Consider the following 23,513-nt stretch of genomic DNA (forward strand, 5'->3'; position numbering starts at 1 on the left):
GCGGCGACTGGGACGCTTGGCACATGACGACGGCATGGCGGCCGGACCCCCTGGACGTGGAGCAGGTGCTCTCCCGGATGCGCGGTCTGAACTCGGTGCTGCCGCACGGTGACGGGGTGGCCGTCTTCAACCGGGTGTACCTGTCGGTGACCGAGGAGGTGCGCCGGCGTCTCGCGGCCGGCGCTTTCGCCGATCCGCGGGCCGCCGGTGAGCTGGCGGTGCGGTTCGCCGGCCGCTATCTGGCCGCGCTCGAGGATGACCTGGCGGGCCGCCGGGCGCCCGCCTGCTGGCGCCCGCTGCTGCTCTTCCGCCGCCACCCCGGCATCCTGCCGGTCCAGTTCGCGTTGGCCGGCGTCAACGCGCACGTCGGCCACGACCTGGCGCTCGCGGTGGTGGACACCTGCCGGGCCACCGGGTGCGGGCCGCGTGCGCTGGAGGGCGACTTCGACCGGATCGGCGAGGTGCTGACCTCGATCGAGGAGCGGGTCAGGGAGGAGCTGATGCCGGGCCCCGACCTGCTGGAGGCCGCGGATCCGCTGACCCATGTGCTGGGCGCGTGGAGCCTGGCGAGGGCCCGGGACGCGGCCTGGGCGGCATCCCGGCTGCTCTGGGCGCTGCGCGGGGTGCAGGACACGTACGAGGAGTGCGCGACCCGGCTGGACGCGGGGGTCGGACTGGTCGGGCGGTTCCTGCTCACCCCGCTCGGCCCTCAGTCCTCGGGCAGCAGCACCGGCGCGATCTCGTGGTAGACGTCGCCCGGCCCCGGGTTGACCGGGTCGGTGGCGCCGCCGAGGTGGTGCATGACGCCCCAGACCGCGTTCAGCGCCGTCTGCACCGCTCCCTCCGCCCACCCCGCGTTCCAGGAGATGTCGTCGCCGGCCAGGAACAGGCCGCGCCGGTCGGCCGGCAGCACGTCCTGCATGAAGTGGGTGAACAGCCGCCGCTGGTAGCGGTAGTGACCCGGCAGGTTGGCCTTGAAGGCGCCCATGAAATACGGCTCGTTCTCCCACGACACGGTGACCGGGTTGCCGATGACGTGCTTTCTGATGTCGACGCCCGGATAGATCTCGCCGAGCGACTTGAGCATCACCTCCATCCGCTCGTGCGCGGTCAGCGGCAGCCACTTCAGGCTGTCGTCGCACCAGGTGTAGGAGAGGCAGATCGCGGCCGGGCGGTCCGGCCCGTCGTCGAGCAGATAGGTGCCGCGGGTCATCCGGTCGGTGAGCGTCATCGACATGGTGTCGCGACCGGTGTGCGGGTCCCGGTCGAGCCAGAAGGGGCGGTCGACGGGCACGAAGAGCTTGCTGGACTCCATGTAGTGGGTGCGTTCCACGGCCGTCCAGTGGTCGATCGGCAGGAGCGCGTCGTCGCAGTCGATCTGGGAGAGCAGCATCCAGCTCTGGGCGGTGAAGACCGCGGCGCGGTAGCCGCGGATGTCGCCCGAGGCGTCGGTGACGGTGATCCGGTTGCCCGCCGTGCGGTGCAGCGCGGTGACCGCCGGGCGCGGCTCGCCCCCGTGCAGGGTGCTGAGCGAGGTGCCCCGCGGCCAGTGCGTCACCTTGTCCGGCGCGCGCTCCCACAGCCGCAGCGGGAGCTGCGAGCTGCCGCCGACGATGGCGCGGTGGTCGTCGTCGGCCCCGGTGAGGACCACCCGCAGGATCTCCAGGATGGAGTTGGGGAAGTCGGTGTCCCAGCCGCCGGTGCCGAAGCCGACCTGCCCGAAGATCTCCCGGTGCCGGAAGGAGCGGAAGGCCGGCGAGTCGCAGAGGAAGCCGTAGAAGGTCTGGTTGTCCAGCTTCTCGACCAGCCCGGACCACAGCGCCCTGATCGCCGGTACGTCCCGGGCGCGCAGGGCCCGCTGCGTCGCCGAGAAGTGGGCGCCCTCTTCGAGGCAGGCGTTCCAGGCGTCCATCACCTGGTGGAAGACCGGGGGCAGGTCGTCGAGCGAGGTGGCGTAGTGGCTTTCGCCCTTGAGGTCCACCACGGTCGACGGGGTGGCGGGCGCCAGCGGGTTGGGGAACGGCCGGGTCGCCAGGCCGACCAGGTCCACGTAGTGCTGGAAGGCGGTGGACGACGGCGGGAAGCGCATCGCGCCCATCTCGGCGGTCAGCCCCGGGTCGCAGCCGTCGAAACCGACGGTACGCAGCCGGCCGCCGATCCGGTCGGCCTCGTAGACCACCGGGCGCAGGCCCATCTTCATCAGCTCGTACGCGGTGACGATGCCGGACAGGCCGCCGCCGATCACCGCGACCTCGGTGCCGTGCTCGGCGGGGGGCACGGCGCCCAGCCCGGCGGGGTGGGCCAGGAAGTCGTCGTAGGCGTAGGGGAAGTCGGGGCCGAACATGGTGATGGGCGGCTGCGCCTGTGCCTCGATGTGCTGCTCGTCGTGGACGGCGGTGGGCACGGACGTCATGGGGCGGGTCTCTCCGGGAAGGGGCGGTGAGTGGGGCGGGGGCCGGGGTGACGGTCCAGGGTCGGGGTGAGGGCCGGGTGGCCGATCAGTCCGAGGAGCGGTCCCGGTGCAGGGAGCGGTAGAGCTCGGGGCGGCGGTCGGTCAGATACGGGGTCTCGGCCCGGGCCGCGGCGCGCACCGCCGGGTCGGCGTCGGCCACCAGCAGTTCGGCGCCGTGACCCGCCCTGGCCCGGACGACACCGTCGGGCCCGACCAGGCAGCTCAGCCCGGCGAAGTGCTGATCGCCCTCGGGGCCGCAGCGGTTGGCGTAGGCGATGTGCAGCCCGTTCTCGTACGCCCGCGCCGGGACGAGGGTCCGCGCGACGAACTCGTAGGGCCGCATCAGCGCGGTGGGCACCGCGAGCAGTTCGGTGCCGGCCAGCGCGTGCGCCCGCACCGCCTCGGGGAACTCCACGTCGTAGCAGATCAGCAGGCCGATCCGGACGCCGTCGAGCTCGGCCTGGACGACCGGTTCCGCGCCGGGCGTGAAGGCGCCCCGCTCGTACGGGCCGAAGAGGTGGGCCTTGCGGTAGGCCACCGTCGGCTCGCCGTCGGGGCCGGCGAACCGGGCGGTGTTGAAGACGGCCCGGCCGTCCCGCTCGGGCATCCCGTAGACGATGCCGATACGGTGCCGCGCCGCGATCTCCGCGACGCGGCGCTCCGCCGCTCCGCCGGCCGCCTCGGCCCGCGCGGCCAGCCGCTCACCGAGGGCGTACCCGGTCAGGAAGAGCTCACTGGTCACCAGCAGCCGCGCGCCCTGCCCGGCGGCCCGCCCCGCCGCCCCGTCCAGTACGCCCAGGCTCTGCTCGATGTCGGCGGGGACGCCGGCCGGCCCTTGCAGCAGCGCGGTGCGCAACGGCGCCATGGAGCCTCTTTCGCCTGGTCAGATGGGGTGCGTCGGTCTGCCCACGACGCTACGTCCGGGCTCAGGGCGGCGGCAAGGCGCGATCATTGCGGCTAGGGGGGTGATTCGTTGCGCGCTACGCGGGCGTGGCGGCGATTCGTTGCGCGGGGGGCCGTTCGGGCATGACCGTCCCCGGCGGGTCGCGGGGGCGGCCGGCCGGGGACGGTCAAGGGGTGGGCCTGGGCGGCTCGGGCTTCCTCAGCGGAAGCGGGGGTCGTCGCGGCCCTGGTCGGCGGCGGGACCGCCCTCGTCGGAATCGGAGTCGGCCATGTCCGACTCGATCCGCTCCTTGCGGACGCGGCCGTGCACGGTCTTCTGCTCGACGTGCTCCTCGACGCGCATCCGCACACGCTCCTTCGGCACCACCCGGGTGTCGATGACCGGCTGGTCCTCGTGCAGGATGACCTCGTGCTCGGCCTCGCTGATCTCGCTGCCGGACAGCGCGGCGCTGCGGTTGGCCTCGGTGATCGGCTCGCGTTCGAGCCTGACCTCCTCGTGCCGGATCGGCACGACCTGCTCGACGTCCTCGACCTCGACGAACTTGTGCAGCCGCGCCCGGCCGGAGGCACGCCGCTCCACGTCCACGTGGATCTCCTCCTCGGAGCGGGTCATGGCGTCGTCCTCGGCGTCCCCGGCGTCCCCGGCGTCCCCGACGTCCGAGACCCGCTCGGCGGGACCGGTGCGCCCGGCCATGTAGCCCGCGCCCGCCTCGCCGGTTCCGGCGCCTGCCTCGCTGCCGGACATGCCGCCCTGCGGCTCGGACTCCTTGGCGTCACGGTTTTGGGCGGCGGCGCCCGCCGCTCCGGCCGCGCCGGCGGTCCCGGCGGCCGCGTCGGCCTGCCCGTCCGCGCCGGTGGTCTCCGCGGAGGTGCCGCGGGTCTCCAGGCCGTAGTACTGGTAGAGGTTCCGCTCCTCGTCGACCGAAAGGTGGCCGCCCGAGTCGACGTCCACGTTCGGCGCTCCCCTGACCTGGTCCTTGTCGTACGGGACCTCCAGGTGGTTCTCCGTCATCCGGGCGGAACGCGTCGGCACGAAGGTCTCGTTGTTGCCGAAGAAGCCGGTCTTGACGGTGACCCACTCCGGCTCGCCGGTGCGGTCGTCCAGGTACATGTGCTTGGCGTCGCCGATCTTCTTCCCCTGAGGATCAAGGACCGGATGGCCCACGACCTGGGGTATCTGGTCACGCGTGATCATGTCGCCTCCTCGGGCTGCAAGGGCCCACTTGGCCCCATGGTTGCGACTAACCCGCCTGGATCACCGGAAACGTCTCTTTAGCAATAAACCAGACATTTCGCCCAATGTCGGGCCCCGTCAGGAGGGCGCTGGGGGTACCCCCAGGCGAAGCTCTGGGGGAGGAACTGCGCGACAAGCCACGACGCACCCGCGGACGCCGAGCGACCGCAAGGCGCAGCCCGGGGGCGTACCGGCCGCCGGTCAAGCCGGCCCGGGCGGCGGGTCCGCGGCGGCAGCAGGAGCGTGCCGCCGCACCAGAGGAGAAAGAACCAGCACCGACTTCGTCCGGATCACAAAAGCCTCGCTCGCGATCCGCTCAAGCACCCCCTCGAAGTGGCGCACGTCGGCCGCGAACACCTGGACAACCGCGTCCGCCTCCCCCGTCACGGTCGACGCCGACACCACCTCCGGATAGCGGGCCAGCCCCCGCCGGATGTCGGCCGGCGACGTATTGTGCCGGCAATACAGCTCCACCAGCGCCTCGGTCTGCCACCCGAGCGCCGCCGGGTCGACCCGGACCGTGAAGCCGGTGATCGCGCCGGCCGCCAGCAGCCGGTCCACCCGGCGCTTCACGGCCGGCGCCGACAGACCCACCTCCGCGCCGATGTCCGCGTACGAGCGGCGCGCGTCCGCGGCCAGCGCGTGCACGATCCGCTCGTCGAGACCGTCCAGCGGCACGGTTACTGCCAGCTCACATGCAGCGGCTTGCCCTCGGCATAGCCCGCCGCGCTCTGCACCCCGACGACCGCCCGCTCGGCGAACTCCTCCAGCGAGGCCGCGCCCGCGTACGTGCAGGAGCTGCGCACCCCCGCGATGATCGAGTCGATCAGGTCCTCCACCCCCGGCCGGGCCGGGTCCAGGAACATCCGCGAGGTGGAGATGCCCTCCTCGAAGAGCGCCTTACGGGCCCGGTCGTACGCCGACTCCTCGCTGGTGCGGTTGCGCACCGCGCGGGCCGAGGCCATCCCGAACGACTCCTTGTAGAGCCGGCCGTCGGCGGACTGCTGGAGATCGCCGGGCGACTCATGCGTACCCGCGAACCACGATCCGATCATCACATTGGAGGCCCCGGCGGCCAGCGCCATCGCGACATCGCGCGGATGCCGCACCCCGCCGTCCGCCCAGACGTGCTTGCCGTGCCTGCGGGCCTCGGCCGCGCACTCCAGCACCGCGGAGAACTGCGGCCGCCCGACACCGGTCATCATCCGGGTGGTGCACATCGCGCCGGGCCCCACGCCGACCTTGATGATGTCCGCGCCCGCCTCGACCAGATCGCGCACCCCCTCGGCGGCCACCACGTTGCCGGCCACCACCGGCACCCGCGGATCGAGGCCGCGGACCGCGCGGACCGCGGCGAGCATCGTCTCCTGGTGGCCATGGGCGGTGTCCACCACCAGCGCGTCCACCCCGGCGTCCAGAAGCTGCTTCGCCTTGCCCGCCACGTCACCGTTGACCGCGACGGCCGCGGCGATCCGCAGCCGGCCGGCGGCGTCCACGGCGGGGTCGTAGAGGGTGGCGCGCAGCGCGCCGGTCCGGGTCAGGATGCCGGCCAGCCGGCCCCCGGCGTCGACCGCCGGGGCGAGCTTGCGATGGGCGTCCTCCAGCCGGTTGAAGGCCTCACGCGGATCGATGTCCGCGTCGAGCAGCAGCAGGTCGCGGGACATCACCTCGGACAACTGGGTGAAGCGGTCCACACCGGTGAGATCGGACTCGGTGACCACACCGATCGGCCGGCCGTCGTCGGCCACCACCACACCCGCGCCGTGCGCCCGCTTCGGCAGCAGCGCCAGCGCGTCGGCGACCGTCTGGCCGGGGGCCAGGGTGATCGGGGTGTCGAGCACCAGGTGGCGCTGCTTGACCCAGCCCACCACCTCGGCGATCACCTCGATCGGGATGTCCTGCGGTATGACCACCAGACCACCGCGCCGGGCGACCGTCTCGGCCATCCGCCGGCCGGCGATGGCGGTCATATTGGCGACCACCAGCGGGATGGTGGTGCCGGTCCCGTCCGGGGAGCGCAGGTCGACATCCTGACGGGAGCCGACCGCACTGCGGCGCGGCACCATGAAAACGTCGTCGTACGTCAGGTCGTAACCGGGCCGAACATCATTCAGGAAGCGCATACCGACTCTCTCACCTGCGAATTCACTCTGACAGCGGGCGGGGAGTCAGCGCCGGCCTGGGCCGGACGAGCTGCGGCTCCTCCCTCATCATCCCCGAGATCACCGACTTCTGGCGAACCCGTCGCCGCCTTCTGGCCGACCCGTCGCCACCTCCCGTCCCTTCGCGCCGCCCGGACGGCTCTGCCGGGTGGCTGACCGGCGGCGGCTGTCGTGTAGTGGGGGTGCGCGGCCCCCCACCAGGCGGGTCGTGAGCTGCCCGAGACAGGGCCGCCCGGATCCGAGGAGTCCACGTGAGGCACCACGCCAGAGCATCCATCGCCGTTGCCGGAGCCGTACTCGTCGCCACGGCGGCCACGGCATGCTCCGACGGCACCCAGAGTTCGGCCGGCAGCGGCATCACCCCGCCCGCCACCACATCCGCCTCGGCCACCGACACCGACGGGCCGGCGGCCGCCGGGGAGGTCGCGGCGGCCAGCAATGTGACGGTGAAGTCCAAGAAGGGGCCGCTCGGCACCATCCTCTTCACCAGCAAGACCCAGGCCCTGTACCTCTTCCAGGCCGACAAGACCAGCAAGTCCACCTGCAACGGAGCCTGCTCGACCGCGTGGCCGCCGCTCACCGTCTCCGGCAAGCCCACCGCGGGCAGCGGGATCAAGAGCGATCTGCTCTCCACCACCACCCGCGGCGACGGCAGCAAGCAGGTCACGTACAACGGCCACCCGCTCTACCGGTTCGCCGGCGACAAGAAGGCGGGCAGCACCAACGGCCAGGGCCTCAACGCCTTCGGCGCGCTCTGGTACGTGGTGGGGACCAACGGCAAGGAGATCAAGTCCAAGCCCTCGTCGACCTCCGGCACCGGTGGCGGCAGCGGCTACTGAGCCGGCGGCCCGCCCGGAGCGCCGCCGCCGCTGTCGCCCCTGTCGCCCCTGTCGCCACCGCTGTCCTGGCCGTCCTCCCAGCCGACGACCAGTTCCGTGTCGGTGTTCCGCCAGAAGATCTCGGCGTCGCGCAGCACGTCCTTGAAGATCCGCCATTCGCGGGGCCTGGCCGCCGCGTAGCCGTGCCAGTTCCGCACCCGCAGCCGCCGGCCGCCGGGTTCCGCGGGCCACCACGACAGGTCGGTGAGGCAATCGGCGAGGGAATCCCAGTTGCGGCAGAACCAGTCGGGAAGACGCAGGTCGGCGGTGCAGCGGTCCATGAAGGACGGTCGGTCGTGGACGTCGGCCAGGTCGAGCACGAGCATGCGCCGATGCTGCCACAGGTGATCATCGGGGCGGCGGCAGCGCGCCCGGCGGCCCGCGGTGTCGGCCGGGCGGATCAGCCCGCCCGCCGGCTCACCCTCCGTCGGGGTCGGCCCGGTCGAGCGCCGGCCGGGCCGGCGGCCGGGTGGTGTGCAGCAGATGGTCGGCGGCGGCGATGTCGGTGACCAGGCTGGTGACCAGGCCCGAGCGCAGCACCGCGTCGATGGCGGCGGCCTTGCGCATACCGCCGGCGATGGCGAGCACCTCGGGGATGCGGCGCAGCCGGTCCGCCTCGATGGTGATGCACCGCTCCCCCAGGTCCCGGCCCACCCGGCGGCCTTGCGCGTCGAAGAGGTGCGAGGACATCTCGGCGGCCACCCCGAGCCCCGCGTAGTGCTCGCGCTCGGCGTCGGTGAGGGCGTCGTGCACGGAGGAGACGCCGGCTTCCCAGGAGCCGACCGACACCACCGCCACGGTCACCTTGTCGAAGTAGCCCATGGCGGCGGCGATCTGGCTCTGGGCGCGCAGCGCGGCGGCGGTGGCCGGGTCGGCCAGCACCATCGGGGCGTAGAGCGGGTGCGCCTGACCGCCGGAGACGGCGGCCGCGGTGCGTACCGCCTCCACCGAGCCGCGTTCGGCGGCGCCGACGTCGTAGACCCCGGTGAGCTGGACCACCGTGCAGGGTGGCAGCCGGTCGAGGGCGTTGGCCATGGTGATGATGGACCGGCCCCAGGCCAGGCCCAGCACGTCGCCGTCGCTGACGAGTTCGCCGAGCAGCTCGGCGGCGACCGCGCCGAGGTTCTCCGGATCGGGCGCGTCCGCCTGATCGGCCGGGGTCTCCACCACGACGGCGTGCCGGAGCCCGTAATGCGCCCGCAGGGCGTCGGACCGCTCGGCGTCGAGTTCGGCCGGCACCCTGATCTCGATCCGGACCAGATCGCGTTCGAGCGCCGTCTCCAGTACCCGGGCCACCTTGAAGCGGCTGACCCCGAACTCCTCCGCGATCTGGATCTTCGACTTTCCCTCCAGGTAGAAGCGACGTGCCATCGCCGCGGCCTGGACCATCTCGCCGGGGCCCATGCGTAGCTGTGCGCGGCCTGTGCTCACGTCGCCTCTCCCCGGTTGCCCAACTGCTCCGCTCCGCGCTCATCCTTCCAGAAGGCCGATGTTACGGGCGCGTAGCCCCATCCCGCCGACCGGTCTGCCCGCTCGCGGGCCGGTCGGTGGGCGGCTCAGTGGGTACGCGCCTTGACCGCCTGGCTGCGCAGCGCGCGGACCGCCGCCCCCGGGTCACCGGAGCCGTAGACCGCGGAGCCCGCGACGAACATGTCGGCGCCCGCCTCGGCGCAGCGCTCGATGGTCTGGGTGGTGATGCCGCCGTCCACCTGGAGCCACATCTGGAGACCGTGCCGATCGATCATGGCCCGGGTGCGGCGGATCTTGGGCAGCATGCTGTCCAGGAAGTCCTGGCCGCCGAAGCCCGGCTCCACGGTCATGATCAGCAGCATGTCCAGTTCGGGCAGCAGGTCCTCGTACGGCTCGATCGGTGTGCTCGGCCGGAGCGCCATCGACGCCCTGGCACCCTTCGCGCGGATCTCCCTGGCCAGCCGGACCGGGGCCGAGACGGCCTCGGCGTGGAAGGTGACCGAGGAGGCCCCGGCTTCCACATAGGCGGGCGCCCAGCGGTCGGGCTCGTCGATCATCAGATGACAGTCGAGCGGGATTCCGGTCGACTTGCGCAGCGCCTCGACAACTGGCACGCCGAGCGTGAGGTTGGGGACGAAGTGGTTGTCCATCACATCGACATGGAGCCAGTCGGCTCCATCGACCGCCTGCGCTTCCTCGGCGAGCCGGGCGAAGTCGGCGGACAGAATGCTGGGGCTGATCTGCACGTTCATACCGCCAGCAAACCAGATTCCGGGCCGCAGGTGAATTACGGTCAATAACGGGCCACGGACTCGACCGGGAGGGCGCGGGCGATTGCCGGAAACCGCCGTGCCGCCCGCCCTGCCGGGCAGCCGGGACCGGCCGCCCGGCCAGCGGCGCGCCGGGCGGGCCCGGCCGGCTGACCGGATCGAACGGGGTGTGCGGAGCCCTTGACCGCGCCGGGTGCCCGGCCCCATCGACATGTCGACGCGGCGGGGAGCTTCGGGCCGCCTGATGGGCCGCATCTGCACGGCCCGGTCAGCCGGTGCGGCGCAGCAGCGCCAGGTACATGGCGTCCGTGCCGTGCAGATGCGGCCAGAGCTGGAGATCCGGACCGTCCCCGAGGGCGGGGACGCCGGGCAGCAGCGGGCGGGCGTCGAGGATCTCGGCGGCCGGCGCGTGGTCGCCGCGCAGGATGTCGTCCACCACCGCGCGGGTCTCGGCCAGATGCGGGGAGCAGGTGGCGTAGCCGACCACTCCGCCGACCCGGACCGCCCGCAGTGCCTCGGTGAGCAGGCCGCGCTGGAGCGGGGCGAAGGCGGCCACGTCCTGGGCGCGCCGCCGCCAGCGGGCCTCCGGGCGGCGGCGCAGGGCGCCCAGGCCCGTGCAGGGGACGTCGACCAGCACCCGGTCGAAGGAGCCGGGGGCCCAGACGGACCGGGTGCCGTCGGCCACCACGACCTGGTACGGACCCGGGTTGCCCGCCAGCGCCCTGCCGACCAGCCGGGCCCGGTGCGGCTGCTTCTCGGCCGCGACGAGCAGCGCGCCGCGCTCGGCGGCGAGCGCCGCCAGCAGCGCGGCCTTGCCGCCGGGGCCCGCGCAGGCGTCGAGCCAGCGGGCGTCCGAGCCGTCGAGCGGGGCCGCGGCCAGGGCGGCGGCCACCAGTTGGCTGCCCTCGTCCTGCACCCCGGCCCGGTTCTCCCGGACCGCCTCGACCGCCGCCGGGTCGCCGCCCTCCGCGAGCCGCAGCGCGTACGGCGACCAGCGGCCCGGCTCGGTGGTCCCGGCGGGCAGCGAGGCGGCGATCTCCTGCGGGGTGGAGCGGCCGGGGCGGGCCACGAGCGTCACTTCGGGCCGCTCGTTGTCGGCGGCCAGCAGGTCCTCGATCCCGGCGCGGCCGCCGCCGAGCGCGTCCCACAGCGCGGAGACGACCCAACGCGGATGGGAGTGCACGACGGCGAGATGGTCCTCGGGGTCGGTGTCGTACGGCGGCGCGACCTGGGCCAGCCAGGCGTCCAGGTCCTGGGCGGCGATCTTCCGCAGCACCGCGTTGACGAACTTGGACCGGCCGTCGCCGAGCACCACCCGGGCTAGGTCCACGGTCGCCGAGACGGCGGCGTGCGAGGGGATGCGGGTGCCGAGGAGCTGATGCGCGCCGAGCGCGAGCACGTCGAGCACCGGCGGGTCCACCTCGCGCAGCGGCCGGTCGACGCAGGCGGCTATCACCGCGTCATAGGTGCCCTGCCCGCGCAGCGTCCCGTACACCAGCTCGGTGGCCAGGGCGGCGTCCCGGCGGTCGAAGGTACGGCCCTTCTTCACCGCGTCCGCCTCGGCGGCCCGGAGCAGCCCGGGCAGCACCAGGTTGGCGTACGCGTCCCGCTCGGCGACCGCCCGCAGCGCCTCGAAGGCGAGGACCCGTACGGGGTCGCGCTGGGGCCGGCGGTAGGGCTTCCCCTGCTGCGGCTTGCCCTGGGACTGACCCTGCGGCTTGCCCTGCGGACGTCGGCGAGGCTGGTCGTTCACGAGAAAGGTGCTCCGCGGATTCGATGAGGTGGGACCGCGTCCACCCTACGGGGCGGTGGCGCACGGCTGCCCCGGGGGCGAAGGCGGGGCGGGTCCGGAGCCGGGCGGCCCTCGCCGGCCGGCGGCCGCCCGGCTCCCCGGGTCAGCCGAGGCGGCTGCCGGCCGGCAGGCGGGTGCCGCGGGCCCAGGCGGCGGCAGGCATCGCCTTCTTGCCCTGCGGCTGGACGTCGCCGAGCAGCACGGCGTGGCTGCCGGTGCCGACGTGCACGGTGTTCTTGGCGACCGACAGCTCACCGGGGGCGAGGTCGGTACGGTCGGGGGCGAGGGTGACGGGGCCCAGTTTGAGGCGCTCGCCGCCCGTCAGGGTCCAGGCGCCGGGGGCCGGGGTGCAGCCGCGGATCACCCGGTCGACCCGGAGGGCGGGTGCGGTCCAGTCGACGGCCGCGTCCTCGACGGTGATCTTCGGGGCCAGGGTGACGCCCTCGGCGGGCTGCGGGCGGGCGACCAGCTCGCCGGAGCCGATGCCGTCGAGGGTGGCGGCCAGCAGCCGGGCGCCGCTGTGCGAGAGCCGGGTCAGCAGATCGCCGCTGGTGTCGGTGGGACGGATCTCCTCGGTGATCACCCCGTAGACCGGGCCGGAGTCGAGCCCCTGCTCGATCAGGAAGGTGGAGGCGCCGGTCACCTCGTCGCCGGCCATCACCGCGTGCTGGACGGGGGCGGCGCCGCGCCAGGCGGGCAGCAGCGAGAAGTGCAGATTGACCCAGCCGTGGGCGGGCACGTCGAGGGCGACCTTGGGCAGCAGCGCCCCGTAGGCGACGACCGGGCAGCAGTCGGGGGCGATCTCCCGCAGCCGGGTGAGGAAGTCCTCGTCGCGCGGCCTGGCCGGCTTGAGCACCTCGATGCCGGCTTCTGCGGCCCGCTCGGCGACCGGGCTGGCCAGCAGCTTGCGGCCCCGTCCGGCGACGGCGTCGGGCCGGGTCACCACGGCCACCACTTCGTGGCGGTCGGAGGCGAGCAGGGCGTCCAGGGCGGGTAGGGCGGCCTCGGGGGTGCCGGCGAAGACGAGCCTCATCGTGCGGGGTGTGCCTCTCGGTGGGCGGTGACGGCGGGCGACGGGTTCACCGGCGGGTACGGCCGGGGTGCGGCGTCGGCAGCGGGGACGGCGGGTGCGGCGTGGGCAGTGGGGACAGCGGCGGGCGGCGTGGACAACGGGATCGGCGCGGGCACGGCGCGGGTCACAGGGCCCGGCCGAGGGTGTCGTGCGGCGAGATCCGCACCTGCGGCGTCCCCTGCTGCCCTCCCGGCCCCTCTTCTCCCCAGCCCTCCTCGCGGATCGCCTTCAGCGCGGCCGCGCGCTGCTCGGCGTCGAGCCGGTCGATGAAGATGATGCCGTTCAGATGGTCGGTCTCGTGCTGGATGCAGCGGGCCAGCTTCTGGGTGCCCTCGATGGTGACCGGGTCGCCGTACATCGTGAAGCCCTTGGCGACGACGCCGAACGCCCGGGTGCAGTCGTAGGTGAGGCCGGGCAGTGACAGGCAGCCCTCGGGGCCGTCCTGCCGCTCGTCGCTGAGGGTGAGCTCGGGATTGATGAGGTGGCCCAGCTCACCGTCCACGAAGTAGGTGAACACCCTAAGTGAGACCCCGAGTTGCGGGGCGGCCAGGCCCGCGCCGGGAGCGGCCCGCATGGTGTCGGTCAGGTCCTGGACGAGCTTGCGCAGCTCCAGGTCGAAGGTGGTGACCGGCTGCGCCGTCATGCGCAGCACCGGGTCGCCGAAGAGGCGGATGGGCTTGACCGACACGCGGGGTTCTCCTCTGGGGTGCTGGTGCGACGCTCAGGGGACGCTCAGGGGACGCTCAGGGGACGCTCGGGGAACAGCCGGGGGGGACGGCCCAAGTCTAGGCCGCCCCCGGCCGAGGGTGTGTGCGCCTGGAGTGCGCCCCCTGGAGGGCGGCCGCGCCCCGAATTGCGTGACTCCTTGGGGCGGTGGCGCGTTGGTCAGGAGAGTTTGACCGAAAACGGGTCAACGCGTGCTCCGCCGCGCGGCCCGCTCCTCAGTAACCGCCGGTTGGAGAGGCTTGTTGATGCCCGACCACGCAACTCCTGACGCCCAGGCACGGGCAAGCCTGCACCTTCTGGTGCGGGACATCGAAAGGGTCCGCCGACAGGTGGACGCGCTGCGGACGCTGACCGCCCAGTTGGGCACGGTCTACCGGCCGCGCCGCGGCGGCCCCACCGCCGGCTTCATCGTCTACGGCCGGGCGCCCGCCCCCACCGTCCGGCTCGCCCAGGAGCTGCGCGACAGCGTGGAGACCCTGGTCACGGCGGCGGTGGAGTTCGACCGGTCGCTCGGCTTCTCCTGGGACGCGGTGGGCTCCGCCCTGGGTGTGACGAAGCAGGCCGTCCACCGCCGTTACGGGGGACGGCGTCCGGGCGGTGGGCCGGCCGTGGAGGACCAGGGCCCCCACTCCGCGGGCCCTGACCCCGGGCCGGCCCCGCACACCGCGGCGAGCGTGCCCGCGGCCCGCTCCATGCCGACCTCGCTGAACGCGCCCCGGATGGGGGCACCCCCCGCCCCGGCCGGCGGTGACTCGCTGCCCGCCTCGGCCGGCCCGGCCCTGCCCGGCCCACGCAACGGCTGACGCCTCGTCCTCCGGTCGCCGAACAGTCGGCGCGCCGACAGTTCGGCGACCGGAGGACGGCGCGAGCCCATGCCGACCGTGGCGGATGCCATACGGAAGCGCCGCGGAAGGCCGCCGGCCCGGCGGCATCGCGCGGGGCCGGCCTCAGCCGATGTCGGGCGGGTCCATCCGGATGAAGGTCGGCTCGGCGGCGCCCCGGGCCGCCCGCCGCACCTGGGCCTCCTTCAGCGCGGCGGCCAGCGCCGCCCCGGTGCCCGGCGGCACCCGGAGCAGCAGCCGCTCCCACTGCTCGCCCGGCGGCGGGGTCGGAGCACCGGCGCGCCCGCGCCGCGAGCCGCCCGGCCCGCCGCCCGCGTCGAGCGGCACCGGCCCGAGCAGATCCGTGCCCTCCGGAAGCCGTACCGTCTCGACGAAGTCCGCCAGCGCCGCCGCCGAACCGGTCACCGACGCCATCCGGGCGACCGGCGGAAAGCGCAGCTCGGCCCGCTCCGCCAGCTCACGCACCGCGTGCCCGGCGGGATCCCAGCGCACCAGCGCCTGCACCGGCCGCAGCGTCGGCTCGGCCAGCACCACCACGGTGCCCCCGTCGGCGGCCGGCCGGACCAGCGCCGCCGCCAGCGCCCAGCGCCGCAGCGCCTCCTCCCCGGCCCGCAGATCGGGGCGGTTCAGCAGCGCCCAGCCGTCGAGCAGCAGGGCCGCCGCGTATCCCTCGTCCGCCACCGGTTCGGCCCCCGGAGTGGCGATGACCAGCGCGGGGGCGGCGCCGACCGTGGTGAGTACGGCGTCCCGGCCCGAGGTGCGGACCGGCACCCGGGGGAAGGCCCGCCCCAGCTCCTCCGCGGTGCGCCGGGCGCCCACCACCTGGGCCCGCAGCCGGAAGCCGCCGCACGCCTGGCAGTGCCAGTCCGCCGCCGGGCGCCCGCACCAGCCGCAGTGCGGGGTGCCGTGCTGGTCCCGCAGCTCCAGCGGGCCGGCGCAGGCGGCGCAGCGGGCCGGCTCGCGGCAGTGGTCGCAGGCGAGCCGGGGCACATAGCCGCGCCGGGGCACCTGGACCAGGACCGGGCCGCGGGCCAGCGCGTCCCGGGTGATCTGCCAGGCCAGCGAGGGCAGCCGGGCCACTCGGGCGGCCTCGTCGCGGGCCTGGTCGGTGTCGCCGACGGTACGGATCAGGGGCGCGGCGGCGCGGACCTCGGCACGGCTCGCGGCGAGCGGCAGCGCCCAGCCGCTCTCGACCAGTTGGGCGCCCTCCACCGTGCCGGTGATCCCGCCGAGCAGAAAGGCGGTGCGCTCCTCGCGGGCCCGCAGCAGGGTCACATCGCGGGCGTGCGGCTGCGGCGCGTGGGGTTCCGCGTGGCTGGAGTCGCCGTCGTCCCACAGCGCGATCAGACCGAGGTCGGCGACGGGCGCGAACATCGCGGCGCGGGTGCCGATCACCGCCCGGACCGCGCCCCGGCTGACCGCCAGCCAGCGCCGGTACCGCTCCTCGGGGCCCACGTCGGCGGTGAGCATCACATGCCGGCCCGCGCCGAGCAGCTCACCGAGGGCGGTGTCCACCCGGGCGGCGGACCGGCCGTCCGGCAGCACCGCGAGGGCGCCGCGCCCCGAGGCGAGGGTGGTGGCCAGCGCGAGCGCCAGCTCGCGGGGCCAGTGCGGTCCCGGCAGCGCCAGCCAGACCGCGCGGGGGGTGTCACCGCGGGCCAGCGCGTGCAGATAGGCGGGTCCCGCGGCGTAACGCGACCAGGTGCCGGGGTCGGGGACCGGCGGGTCGGGGCGGGGCACGGGCGATTCCTGCCGCTCGGCGCGGGCCATCCGCGGCGGGACGGCGAGCTGCACGACGTCGGCGAGCGCCCCGGCGTACCGGTCGGCGACCCGGCGGCACAGCGCGAGCAGCGGCGGGGTGAGCACCGGCTCGGCGGAGAGCACCTGGGCGAGCGGGGCCAGCGGGCCGCGGTAGTCGCTCTCGGTCCTGCGCTCGACGATGAAACCGTCGTGCAGCGTGCCGCCCTCGCGGCGCCCGCCGACGACCCGCGCCCCGAAGCGGACCCTGACGCGTACGCCCGGCTGGGCCTCGGCGTCCATGGCGGCGGGCACGGCGTAGTCGAAGAACTGGTCGAGGTGCAGCAGGCCCTTGTCCACCAGGACGCGGGCGACCGGCAGTCCCTCGGCGAGGGCCGCGCCGCGCCAGGTGCGGGGCTTGGCTCGCTTCGAGCGGACGGTCTCCCGGATGAGCGCGAGCTGCTCGCCCCCCGGCGCCTCCTCCCGCGCGGGGCGCCGCTGGTCCTGCTCGTTCTCGCCGCTCACCCTCCATTACCTACCAGACGGCACCGACACCGGCCGCCACCCGGCCGCCACCCGGCCGCCGCACCGGCCACGGGGAAGGCCGAGGCCCGGCCCCGTACGAAACGGGGCCGGGCCTCGGTGAAGCGAATGTGCCGGAACGACCGGGTGTTAGCGGGCGTACCGGGTGTATCGGGTGTGTCCGGTGCTGGCCGCGGCGGCCGAGCGGCGGCGCTCAGATCCCGGTGGCGGCGCGCAGCGCCTCCACCCGGTCGGTGCGCTCCCAGGTGAAGTCCGGCAGCTCACGGCCGAAGTGGCCGTAGGCGGCGGTCTGGGCGTAGATCGGCCGCAGCAGGTCGAGGTCGCGGATGATGGCGGCCGGACGCAGGTCGAAGACCTCGCCGATGGCCCGCTCGATCTTCTCCACGCCCAGGTTCTCGGTGCCGAAGGTCTCCACGAAGAGACCGACCGGCTCCGCCTTGCCGATCGCGTACGCGACCTGGACCTCGCAGCGGGAGGCCAGCCCGGCGGCGACCACGTTCTTGGCGACCCAGCGCATGGCGTACGCGGCGGAGCGGTCGACCTTGGACGGGTCCTTGCCGGAGAAGGCGCCACCGCCGTGGCGGGCCATGCCGCCGTAGGTGTCGATGATGATCTTGCGGCCGGTCAGGCCGGCGTCGCCCATCGGGCCGCCGATCTCGAACCGCCCGGTCGGGTTGACCAGCAGCCGGTAGCCCTCGATGTCGAGCTTGATGCCCTCGTCGAGGAGCGCCCGCAGCTCGACCTCCACCACGAACTCGCGGATGTCGGGGGCGAGCAGCGAGTCCAGGTCGATGTCGGAGGCGTGCTGCGAGGAGACCACCACGGTGTCGAGGCGGACCGCCTTGTCGCCGTCGTACTCGATGGTGACCTGCGTCTTGCCGTCCGGGCGCAGGTACGGGATGGTGCCGTTCTTGCGGACCTCGGTGAGGCGGCGGGAGAGCCGGTGCGCCAGGGTGATCGGCAGCGGCATCAGCTCGGGCGTCTCGTCGGAGGCGTAACCGAACATCAGGCCCTGGTCGCCCGCGCCCTGCTTGTTCAGCTCGTCCTCGGCGTCGGTGCCCTCCACCCGCTTCTCGTACGCGGTGTCGACGCCCTGGGCGATGTCGGGCGACTGGGCGCCGATGGACACCGAGACACCGCAGGAGGCGCCGTCGAAGCCCTTCTTGGACGAGTCGTAGCCGATGTCGAGGATCTTGTTGCGGACCAGGGTCGCGATGTCCGCGTACGCGGTCGTCGTCACCTCGCCTGCGATGTGGACCTGGCCAGTCGTGATGAGCGTCTCGACGGCGACCCGGGAATGCGGGTCGGCGGTGAGAAGCGCGTCGAGGATGGTGTCGCTGATCTGGTCAGCGATCTTGTCGGGATGTCCTTCGGTGACGGACTCCGAGGTGAACAGGCGGCGGGACACATCGCTCCCTGGGGTTGCAGCGGCTGCTGGCTGAAAAGCTGGCTGGAAAAGCTGAAATGCTGAGGTGCTGAGGTGCTGAAAAGCTGAAAACCGACGGAGGACGCGGGGCTGCGCCCGGCCTCCGCGGTTAGTTTATCCTCCGAGTCGTCGGGCGGACCCGTCATCTCGTCCTTTGGATATGCCATGAACTGCGCCGCTGTGTCCAGAGACCGCGCGGACGCACGGCAAAAGGCCATGTGCCAGGTTCCCGAAGGCCGCCGACAGCCCGACACCACACCGGCAACACACCGGCACAGCACACCCACAGCACACCGGCAGCACCCCGACCGCATCCCGACAGCGTCCCGACAGCAGACGGTCGGCGAATCACCGGGCCCGGTCAGGCCAGCCGGGTGACGACCAGGTCCCAGAGCCGGTCGGCGAGGTCCTCCTTGGGTCCGTGCGGGACCGGGGTCTCGCCGCCGTCGGCCGCCAGGATCACCGCCTCGTTCTCCTCGCTGCCGAACGTCTTGTGCTCCCCCACCTCGTTGACCACCAGCAGGTCACACCCCTTGCGGGCGAGCTTGGCTCGGCCGTTGGCGAGGACGTCGTCGGTCTCGGCGGCGAAGCCGACCACCAGGGCGCCGGGCCGGGGCCGGTCGGCGGAGATCTCGGCCAGGATGTCGGGATTGCGGACCAGGGCCAGCGGCGGCGGCTCCTCGCCGTCCTTCTTCTTGATCTTCCCCTCGGCGTACGCGGAGGGTCGGAAATCGGCCACGGCGGCGGCCATCACCACCACGTCCGCGTCGGCGGCGGCCTTCAGCACGGCCTCGCGGAGCTGCTCCGCGGTGCCGACCGCCCGCACCTCGGCGCCGGCCGGATCCGGCAGCCCGGTGTTGGCGGCCAGCAGGGTGACGCGGGCGCCGCGGGCCACCGCGGTACGGGCCAGCGCGTAGCCCTGCTTGCCGGAGGAGCGGTTGCCGAGGTAGCGCACCGGGTCCAGGGGTTCGCGGGTGCCGCCGGCGCTGATCACCACGTGCCGGCCGGCCAGATCCGGCCGCGCCGGACCGCGGCTGAGCACCCGCCGGCAGACCTCGTAGATCTCGGCCGGGTCCGGCAGCCGGCCCTTGCCGGTGTCGGCGCCGGTGAGCCGGCCGACGGCGGGCTCGATGACGACGGCGCCGCGGCGGCGCAGGGCCGCCACGTTCTCCTGGGTGGCGGGGTGCTCCCACATCTCGGTGTGCATGGCGGGGGCGAAGACCACCGGGCAGCGGGCGGTGAGCAGGGTGTTGGTGAGCAGGTCGTCGGCGAGGCCGTGGGCGGCCCTGGCCAGGGTGTCCGCGGTGGCCGGGGCGACCACCACGAGGTCGGCGTGCTGACCGATCCGGACGTGCGGGACCTGGTGGACGTCGTCCCAGACGCGGGTGGCGACGGGATGGCCGGAGAGCGCGGCCCAGGTGGCCTCGCCGACGAAGTGGAGCGCGGACTCGGTCGGCACCACCCGTACGTCGTGGCCGGACTCGGTGAACCGCCGCAGCAGCTCGCACGCCTTGTAGGCGGCGATCCCGCCGCTGACACCCAGCACGATCCGCGGCTTGGCCGCGGCGCCTGTCTCGCTCATGTCTCTCCCGCCGTCCGTCCCGCCGTGTCGGGCGGTCAGCGCTCCGCGCGCTCACCACATGACACACCAAGGGCCCGGCGGTCGCTGCCGCCGGGCCCTTGGTGTGGCGTACGCCTCAGTGCGTCGGCGGCGCCGAACCCACTAGTGAGTCGGCGGCGCCGCCCCATTCCTAGTGGGTCGGCGGCGCCTCTACGGCCTCGGAGGTCAGCAGACCGGCGTTGATCTCCCGCAGGGCGATGGAGAGCGGCTTCTCGTGGACATGAGTGTCCACCAGCGGGCCGACGTACTCCAGCAGGCCCTCACCGAGCTGGGAGTAGTACGCGTTGATCTGCCGCGCGCGCTTGGCGGCGTAAATGACCAGGCTGTACTTGGAATCGGTGGCTTCGAGAAGCTCATCGATCGGTGGGTTGATGATGCCCTCGGGCGTGCTGATGGAAGAGGACACGCTCTACCTACCCCTACTTGTGGACGGCACCGGCGAACAACTACGGCGCCTACGGTTGATCATGCAATCTCCATCAAGGCTAGCAGCTCGCGCGCTACATCCTCGACGGAGGTGTTGACAAGGGTCGCGTCGAACTCGGACTCGGCGTCCAGTTCGACCCGGGCGGCGGCCAGCCGCTCCTCGATGACCTCGGCCGATTCGGTACCGCGGCCGGTGAGCCGGCGGACCAGCTCGTCCCAGCTCGGTGGGGCCAGGAAGACGAGATGCGCCTCGGGCATCGACTTGCGGACCAGCCGGGCGCCCTGGAGATCGATCTCCAGCAGCACCGGCTCCCCGGCGGCGAGCTTGTCGAGTACGGGCTTGCGCGGTGTGCCGTACCGGTGGCCGGCGAACGCGGCCCATTCCAGTAGATCCCCGTTGGCGATGAGCTTGTCGAACTCGTCGTCGTCGACGAAGAAGTACTGGACCCCGTCCCGCTCGCCGGGTCGCGGCTTGCGGGTGGTGGCGGAGACCGAGAGCCAGACATCGGGGTGCACGGTGCGCAGGTGGGCGACGACCGTGCTCTTGCCGACCCCGGAGGGGCCGGAGAGCACGGTCAGCCGCCGGTGTCTGACCGGGAGGGCCGGATGGGCCCCCTGCGAAGCGAGGGGGCGAGCCGCCCCCCGGGAGACTGCAGGACTCATGAAGCGATTATCCCTGGTTCCCCGGTGCACCGGGACCACCGAGGGGAGGTCAGGCGGGGGTGCCGCCGAACTCGCGCTCCAGGGAGGCGATCTGGTTGGAGCCAAGACCGCGCACCCGGCGGCTCTCGGAGATACCGAGCCGCTCCATGATCTGCTTGGCGCGCACCTTCCCGACACCGGGAAGGGATTCGAGCAGGGCGGAGACCTTCATCTTGCCGATGACGTCGTTCTCCTGGCCCTGCTTGATGACGTCGTGCAGGGATGCGCCGGAGTGCTTGAGCCGGTTCTTGACCTCGGCGCGCTCCCGGCGAGCCGCGGCGGCCTTTTCGAGCGCGGCAGCGCGCTGTTCAGGGGTAAGGGGCGGAAGAGCCACGCCTACGTCACCTCGGATGTAGAGCAATCGGATATGGACCGTTGTCCGCCCCGCAGTTGCGGGGCGACACGCGGCGCGCCTCAACGGCGCGCTCCTGTCGGAGACTAGCGGTCCCGACGGCCCAAGTCAGCGAGAACAGACGAAAAGTCCTGGTCAGACTCGATCCGGCGGGATATTTGGGGCAAAGCGGAACAGGTTTTTGGGACAAAGAGCCAAGTGGTTGAATCCGGCCCTATTTCTGACAGTTTTCCAGCCGCGTCAATGACTGGCTACTCACCGGTAATTTCCATCGGTACCGGCCACCGCGACGGTGGTGCGGAAGTCTGCGCGAGCCTTCTCAGGGCCTCCGGAGGACCCGGACCTCGTCGCCACCGCCGTTCGCACCGTCGATGGCGTTCCTGCCCCGGCGCCGGTGTTTCAGTCCGCCGCGCCCGCGATCGCGGTGCGCACCTCGTCCGCGTATTTCGCCGCCGCGTCCCGCAGCGCCACCGGGTCCGGGCCGTGCCGCAGCACGTCCCGGCTGACGCTCGGCAGAACATCGCGCACCGCGCGGCCGAACAGCGCGGGAAGCCCGGCCGGCGTCGCCCCCTGGGCGCCGATCCCGGGAGCCAGCAGCGGGCCGCCCACCGCCAGGTCGGCCCCGGCCGCGCCGAGGGTGGCGCCGACCACCGCGCCGACCGAGCCGAGCGGCTCGACCCCGGCGTTCTCGGCCGCGATGTGGTCGAGCATCACCTGGGCGACGGAGGCGCCGCCCGCCGTGGTGGCCCGCTGCACCTCCGCGCCCTCCGGGTTGGAGGTCAGCGCCAGCACGAAGACGCCGGCGCCGGAGATCCGCGCCGCGTCCAGCGCGGGCCGCAGCGACTCGAAGCCGAGGAAGGGGCTGACCGTCACCGCGTCGCAGAAGAGCGGGGCGTCCTTGTCGAGATAGGTGGCCGCATAGGCGGCCATGGTGGAGCCGATGTCGCCGCGCTTGGCGTCCATCAGCACCAGCGCGCCCGCCTGCCGGGCCCGCGCCACGGCCCGCTCCAGCACCGCCACCCCGCGGGACCCGAACCGCTCGAAGAAGGCCGACTGCGGCTTCAGGACGGCGGTGGTCTCGGCGAGCGCCTCCACCACCGTCATGGTGAAGCGCTCGAGACCCGCCACGTCGTCGCCGAGATCCCAGGCGTGCAGCAGCGCGGCGTGCGGGTCGATGCCCACGCAGAGCTGCCCCCGGCCGTCCATGGCGCGGCGCAGCCGGGCGCCGAAGGGATCGGGCTGGGAGCCGGTCGGGGCGGTCACGGCGGTCATCCGGTCACCTTCCGGGTGTCGGCGCCGACCGCGTCGGCGAGGGTGGCGTACGGGCTGGCGGCCAGCCGCTCGGCCAGCCCCCGGTGCAGGGCGCGCGTCCAGAAGGGGCCCTGGTAGACGAAGGCGGTGTAGCCCTGGACGAGGGTGGCGCCGGCCAGGATCCGCCGCCAGGCGTCCTCGGCGTCCTCGATCCCGCCGACACCGATCAGCACCAGCCGGTCGCCGACCCGCTCGTACAGCCGCCGCAGCACCTGGAGCGAGCGTTCCTTGAGGGGCGCGCCGGACAGGCCGCCGGTCTCCCGCACCAGGTCGGGGGCCGAGCGCAGCCCCAGCGTGTCGCGGGCGACGGTGGTGTTGGTGGCGATGATGCCGTCGAGGCCGAGTTCCACCGCGAGGTCGGCGACCGCGTCCACGTCCTCGTCGGCGAGGTCCGGCGCGATCTTGACCAGCAGCGGCACCCGGCGCTGCGGCACCGCGCGGTCGGCGGCCTCGCGGACGGCGGTGAGCAGCGGGCGCAGCGCCGAGGTGGCCTGGAGATCGCGCAGGCCGGGGGTGTTCGGCGAGGAGACGTTGACCACCAGGTAGTCGGCATGGACGGCCAGCCGCTCGGTCGACAGCACGTAGTCGGCGACGGCACCCGTTTCGGTGACGGCCTTGGTCTTGCCGATGTTGACGCCGACGGTGGTGCGGAAGATCTCGGTGCGGGCGGCCAGCCGGGCGGCGACCGCCGCCGAGCCGTCGTTGTTGAACCCCATCCGGTTGATCAGGGCGCGGTCCTGAAGGAGCCGGAACATCCGCTGCTTCGGGTTGCCCGGCTGGCCCTCTCCGGTGACGGTGCCGATCTCCACATGGTCGAAGCCGAGCATGGCCAGGCCGTCGACGGCGACCGCGTTCTTGTCGAACCCGGCGGCCAGGCCGAACGGCCCGTGCATCCGCAGCCCGAACGCCTCGGTCCGCAGACTCTCGTGCCGGGGCGCGAGGACCGCGGCCACGAAGGTGCGGAGCACGGGGACGCGCACGGTGAGCCGGATCCACCGGAAAGCCAGCAGGTGAGCCCGCTCGGGGTCCATCCGCCGGAACACCACCCGGAAGAAGAGCGAGTACATGCGGTTCTCTCTTTTCTACGGAAGTAC

The 23,513-nt window shown here is 73.4% G+C and carries 22 protein-coding genes; 3 read left to right on the forward strand and 19 right to left on the reverse strand.

The genetic code is table 11. The features are described 5' to 3' along the window. Positions 1 to 23: 23 nt before the first annotated feature. Positions 24 to 749: a DUF5995 family protein gene (locus OG519_RS04720; protein ID WP_405579029.1), complete on the forward strand. Its 726-nt coding sequence runs from the start codon at positions 24 to 26 to the stop codon at positions 747 to 749. Here the strand turns inward: OG519_RS04720 and OG519_RS04725 are convergent. The 5 genes from OG519_RS04725 to OG519_RS04745 form a co-directional block, all read right to left on the reverse strand. Beyond that, positions 710 to 2,413: a flavin monoamine oxidase family protein gene (locus OG519_RS04725; RefSeq protein ID WP_405579031.1), complete on the reverse strand. Its 1,704-nt coding sequence runs from the start codon at positions 2,411 to 2,413 to the stop codon at positions 710 to 712. The two genes, OG519_RS04720 and OG519_RS04725, sit on opposite strands and share 40 nt — an antisense overlap. 85 nt (positions 2,414 to 2,498) lie before the next feature. After that, positions 2,499 to 3,317: a carbon-nitrogen hydrolase family protein gene (locus OG519_RS04730; RefSeq protein ID WP_405579033.1), complete on the reverse strand. Its 819-nt coding sequence runs from the start codon at positions 3,315 to 3,317 to the stop codon at positions 2,499 to 2,501. 237 nt (positions 3,318 to 3,554) lie between these two features. Then, positions 3,555 to 4,550, reverse strand: a complete 996-nt coding sequence (locus OG519_RS04735; RefSeq protein ID WP_405579035.1) for a PRC and DUF2382 domain-containing protein — start codon at positions 4,548 to 4,550, stop codon at positions 3,555 to 3,557. 240 nt (positions 4,551 to 4,790) lie between these two features. Beyond that, positions 4,791 to 5,267, reverse strand: a complete 477-nt coding sequence (locus OG519_RS04740; RefSeq protein ID WP_405579038.1) for an Lrp/AsnC family transcriptional regulator — start codon at positions 5,265 to 5,267, stop codon at positions 4,791 to 4,793. A gap of 2 nt (positions 5,268 to 5,269) precedes the next feature. Next, positions 5,270 to 6,712 carry a GuaB1 family IMP dehydrogenase-related protein gene (locus OG519_RS04745; protein WP_405579040.1) on the reverse strand — a complete coding sequence of 481 codons (1,443 nt, stop codon included), beginning with the start codon at positions 6,710 to 6,712 and terminating at the stop codon, positions 5,270 to 5,272. Between the two features lie 290 nt (positions 6,713 to 7,002). Here OG519_RS04745 and OG519_RS04750 point away from each other — a divergent pair, with 290 nt between their 5' ends. Further along, positions 7,003 to 7,590 (forward strand): hypothetical protein, encoded by a 588-nt coding sequence (locus tag OG519_RS04750; protein WP_405579042.1) that lies wholly within the window; start codon positions 7,003 to 7,005, stop codon positions 7,588 to 7,590. Here the strand turns inward: OG519_RS04750 and OG519_RS04755 are convergent. The 6 genes from OG519_RS04755 to def form a co-directional block, all read right to left on the reverse strand. Continuing rightward, on the reverse strand, positions 7,584 to 7,955 hold the full coding sequence (locus OG519_RS04755) for a barstar family protein (RefSeq protein ID WP_405579044.1): 372 nt from the start codon (positions 7,953 to 7,955) through the stop codon (positions 7,584 to 7,586). The genes OG519_RS04750 and OG519_RS04755 overlap by 7 nt on opposite strands. Positions 7,956 to 8,046: 91 nt before the next feature. Beyond that, entirely contained in the window at positions 8,047 to 9,060 is a 1,014-nt protein-coding gene (locus tag OG519_RS04760) for a sugar-binding transcriptional regulator (RefSeq protein ID WP_405579047.1), read from the reverse strand. Between the two features lie 125 nt (positions 9,061 to 9,185). Beyond that, positions 9,186 to 9,851 carry a ribulose-phosphate 3-epimerase gene (gene rpe / locus OG519_RS04765; protein WP_405579050.1) on the reverse strand — a complete coding sequence of 222 codons (666 nt, stop codon included), beginning with the start codon at positions 9,849 to 9,851 and terminating at the stop codon, positions 9,186 to 9,188. A gap of 286 nt (positions 9,852 to 10,137) precedes the next feature. Beyond that, a complete protein-coding gene (locus tag OG519_RS04770) occupies positions 10,138 to 11,622 on the reverse strand; it encodes an RsmB/NOP family class I SAM-dependent RNA methyltransferase (RefSeq protein ID WP_405579053.1) in 1,485 nt (494 codons plus the stop codon). A gap of 142 nt (positions 11,623 to 11,764) precedes the next feature. Beyond that, positions 11,765 to 12,694 (reverse strand): methionyl-tRNA formyltransferase, encoded by a 930-nt coding sequence (gene fmt / locus OG519_RS04775; RefSeq protein WP_405579055.1) that lies wholly within the window; start codon positions 12,692 to 12,694, stop codon positions 11,765 to 11,767. 163 nt (positions 12,695 to 12,857) lie between these two features. Beyond that, positions 12,858 to 13,421, reverse strand: a complete 564-nt coding sequence (gene def, locus OG519_RS04780) for a peptide deformylase (protein WP_405579062.1) — start codon at positions 13,419 to 13,421, stop codon at positions 12,858 to 12,860. A gap of 283 nt (positions 13,422 to 13,704) precedes the next feature. Between def and OG519_RS04785 the strand changes: the two genes are divergently transcribed. Beyond that, a complete protein-coding gene (locus tag OG519_RS04785; protein ID WP_405579065.1) occupies positions 13,705 to 14,262 on the forward strand; it encodes a hypothetical protein in 558 nt (185 codons plus the stop codon). A gap of 144 nt (positions 14,263 to 14,406) precedes the next feature. Here OG519_RS04785 and OG519_RS04790 read toward each other — a convergent pair whose 3' ends face one another. The 8 genes from OG519_RS04790 to OG519_RS04825 all read right to left on the reverse strand — a co-directional run bounded on the left by OG519_RS04790 (position 14,407) and on the right by OG519_RS04825 (position 23,486). Beyond that, on the reverse strand, positions 14,407 to 16,563 hold the full coding sequence (locus OG519_RS04790) for a primosomal protein N' (RefSeq protein ID WP_405579067.1): 2,157 nt from the start codon (positions 16,561 to 16,563) through the stop codon (positions 14,407 to 14,409). Positions 16,564 to 16,774: 211 nt separating this feature from the next. Then, positions 16,775 to 17,989, reverse strand: a complete 1,215-nt coding sequence (gene metK, locus OG519_RS04795) for a methionine adenosyltransferase (protein WP_405579069.1) — start codon at positions 17,987 to 17,989, stop codon at positions 16,775 to 16,777. A 379-nt stretch (positions 17,990 to 18,368) separates the two neighbouring features. Further along, positions 18,369 to 19,589 carry a bifunctional phosphopantothenoylcysteine decarboxylase/phosphopantothenate--cysteine ligase CoaBC gene (coaBC, locus tag OG519_RS04800; protein ID WP_405579071.1) on the reverse strand — a complete coding sequence of 407 codons (1,221 nt, stop codon included), beginning with the start codon at positions 19,587 to 19,589 and terminating at the stop codon, positions 18,369 to 18,371. 169 nt (positions 19,590 to 19,758) lie between these two features. After that, on the reverse strand, positions 19,759 to 20,034 hold the full coding sequence (gene rpoZ / locus OG519_RS04805; protein ID WP_405579074.1) for a DNA-directed RNA polymerase subunit omega: 276 nt from the start codon (positions 20,032 to 20,034) through the stop codon (positions 19,759 to 19,761). 59 nt (positions 20,035 to 20,093) lie between these two features. Further along, positions 20,094 to 20,717 carry a guanylate kinase gene (gmk, locus tag OG519_RS04810; protein ID WP_405579077.1) on the reverse strand — a complete coding sequence of 208 codons (624 nt, stop codon included), beginning with the start codon at positions 20,715 to 20,717 and terminating at the stop codon, positions 20,094 to 20,096. A gap of 49 nt (positions 20,718 to 20,766) precedes the next feature. Beyond that, complete coding sequence (locus OG519_RS04815) at positions 20,767 to 21,090, reverse strand: integration host factor (RefSeq protein WP_311295829.1); 324 nt, start codon at positions 21,088 to 21,090, stop codon at positions 20,767 to 20,769. 417 nt (positions 21,091 to 21,507) lie between these two features. Next, entirely contained in the window at positions 21,508 to 22,380 is an 873-nt protein-coding gene (gene pyrF, locus OG519_RS04820) for an orotidine-5'-phosphate decarboxylase (RefSeq protein WP_405579080.1), read from the reverse strand. Next, a complete protein-coding gene (locus tag OG519_RS04825) occupies positions 22,377 to 23,486 on the reverse strand; it encodes a quinone-dependent dihydroorotate dehydrogenase (RefSeq protein ID WP_405579082.1) in 1,110 nt (369 codons plus the stop codon). The genes pyrF and OG519_RS04825 overlap by 4 nt, the downstream gene beginning before the upstream one ends. Positions 23,487 to 23,513 lie beyond the last annotated feature (27 nt).

It is taken from the genome of Streptomyces sp. NBC_01190 (genome assembly GCF_045039895.1).
Taxonomy (GTDB): Bacteria; Actinomycetota; Actinomycetes; order Streptomycetales; family Streptomycetaceae; genus Actinacidiphila.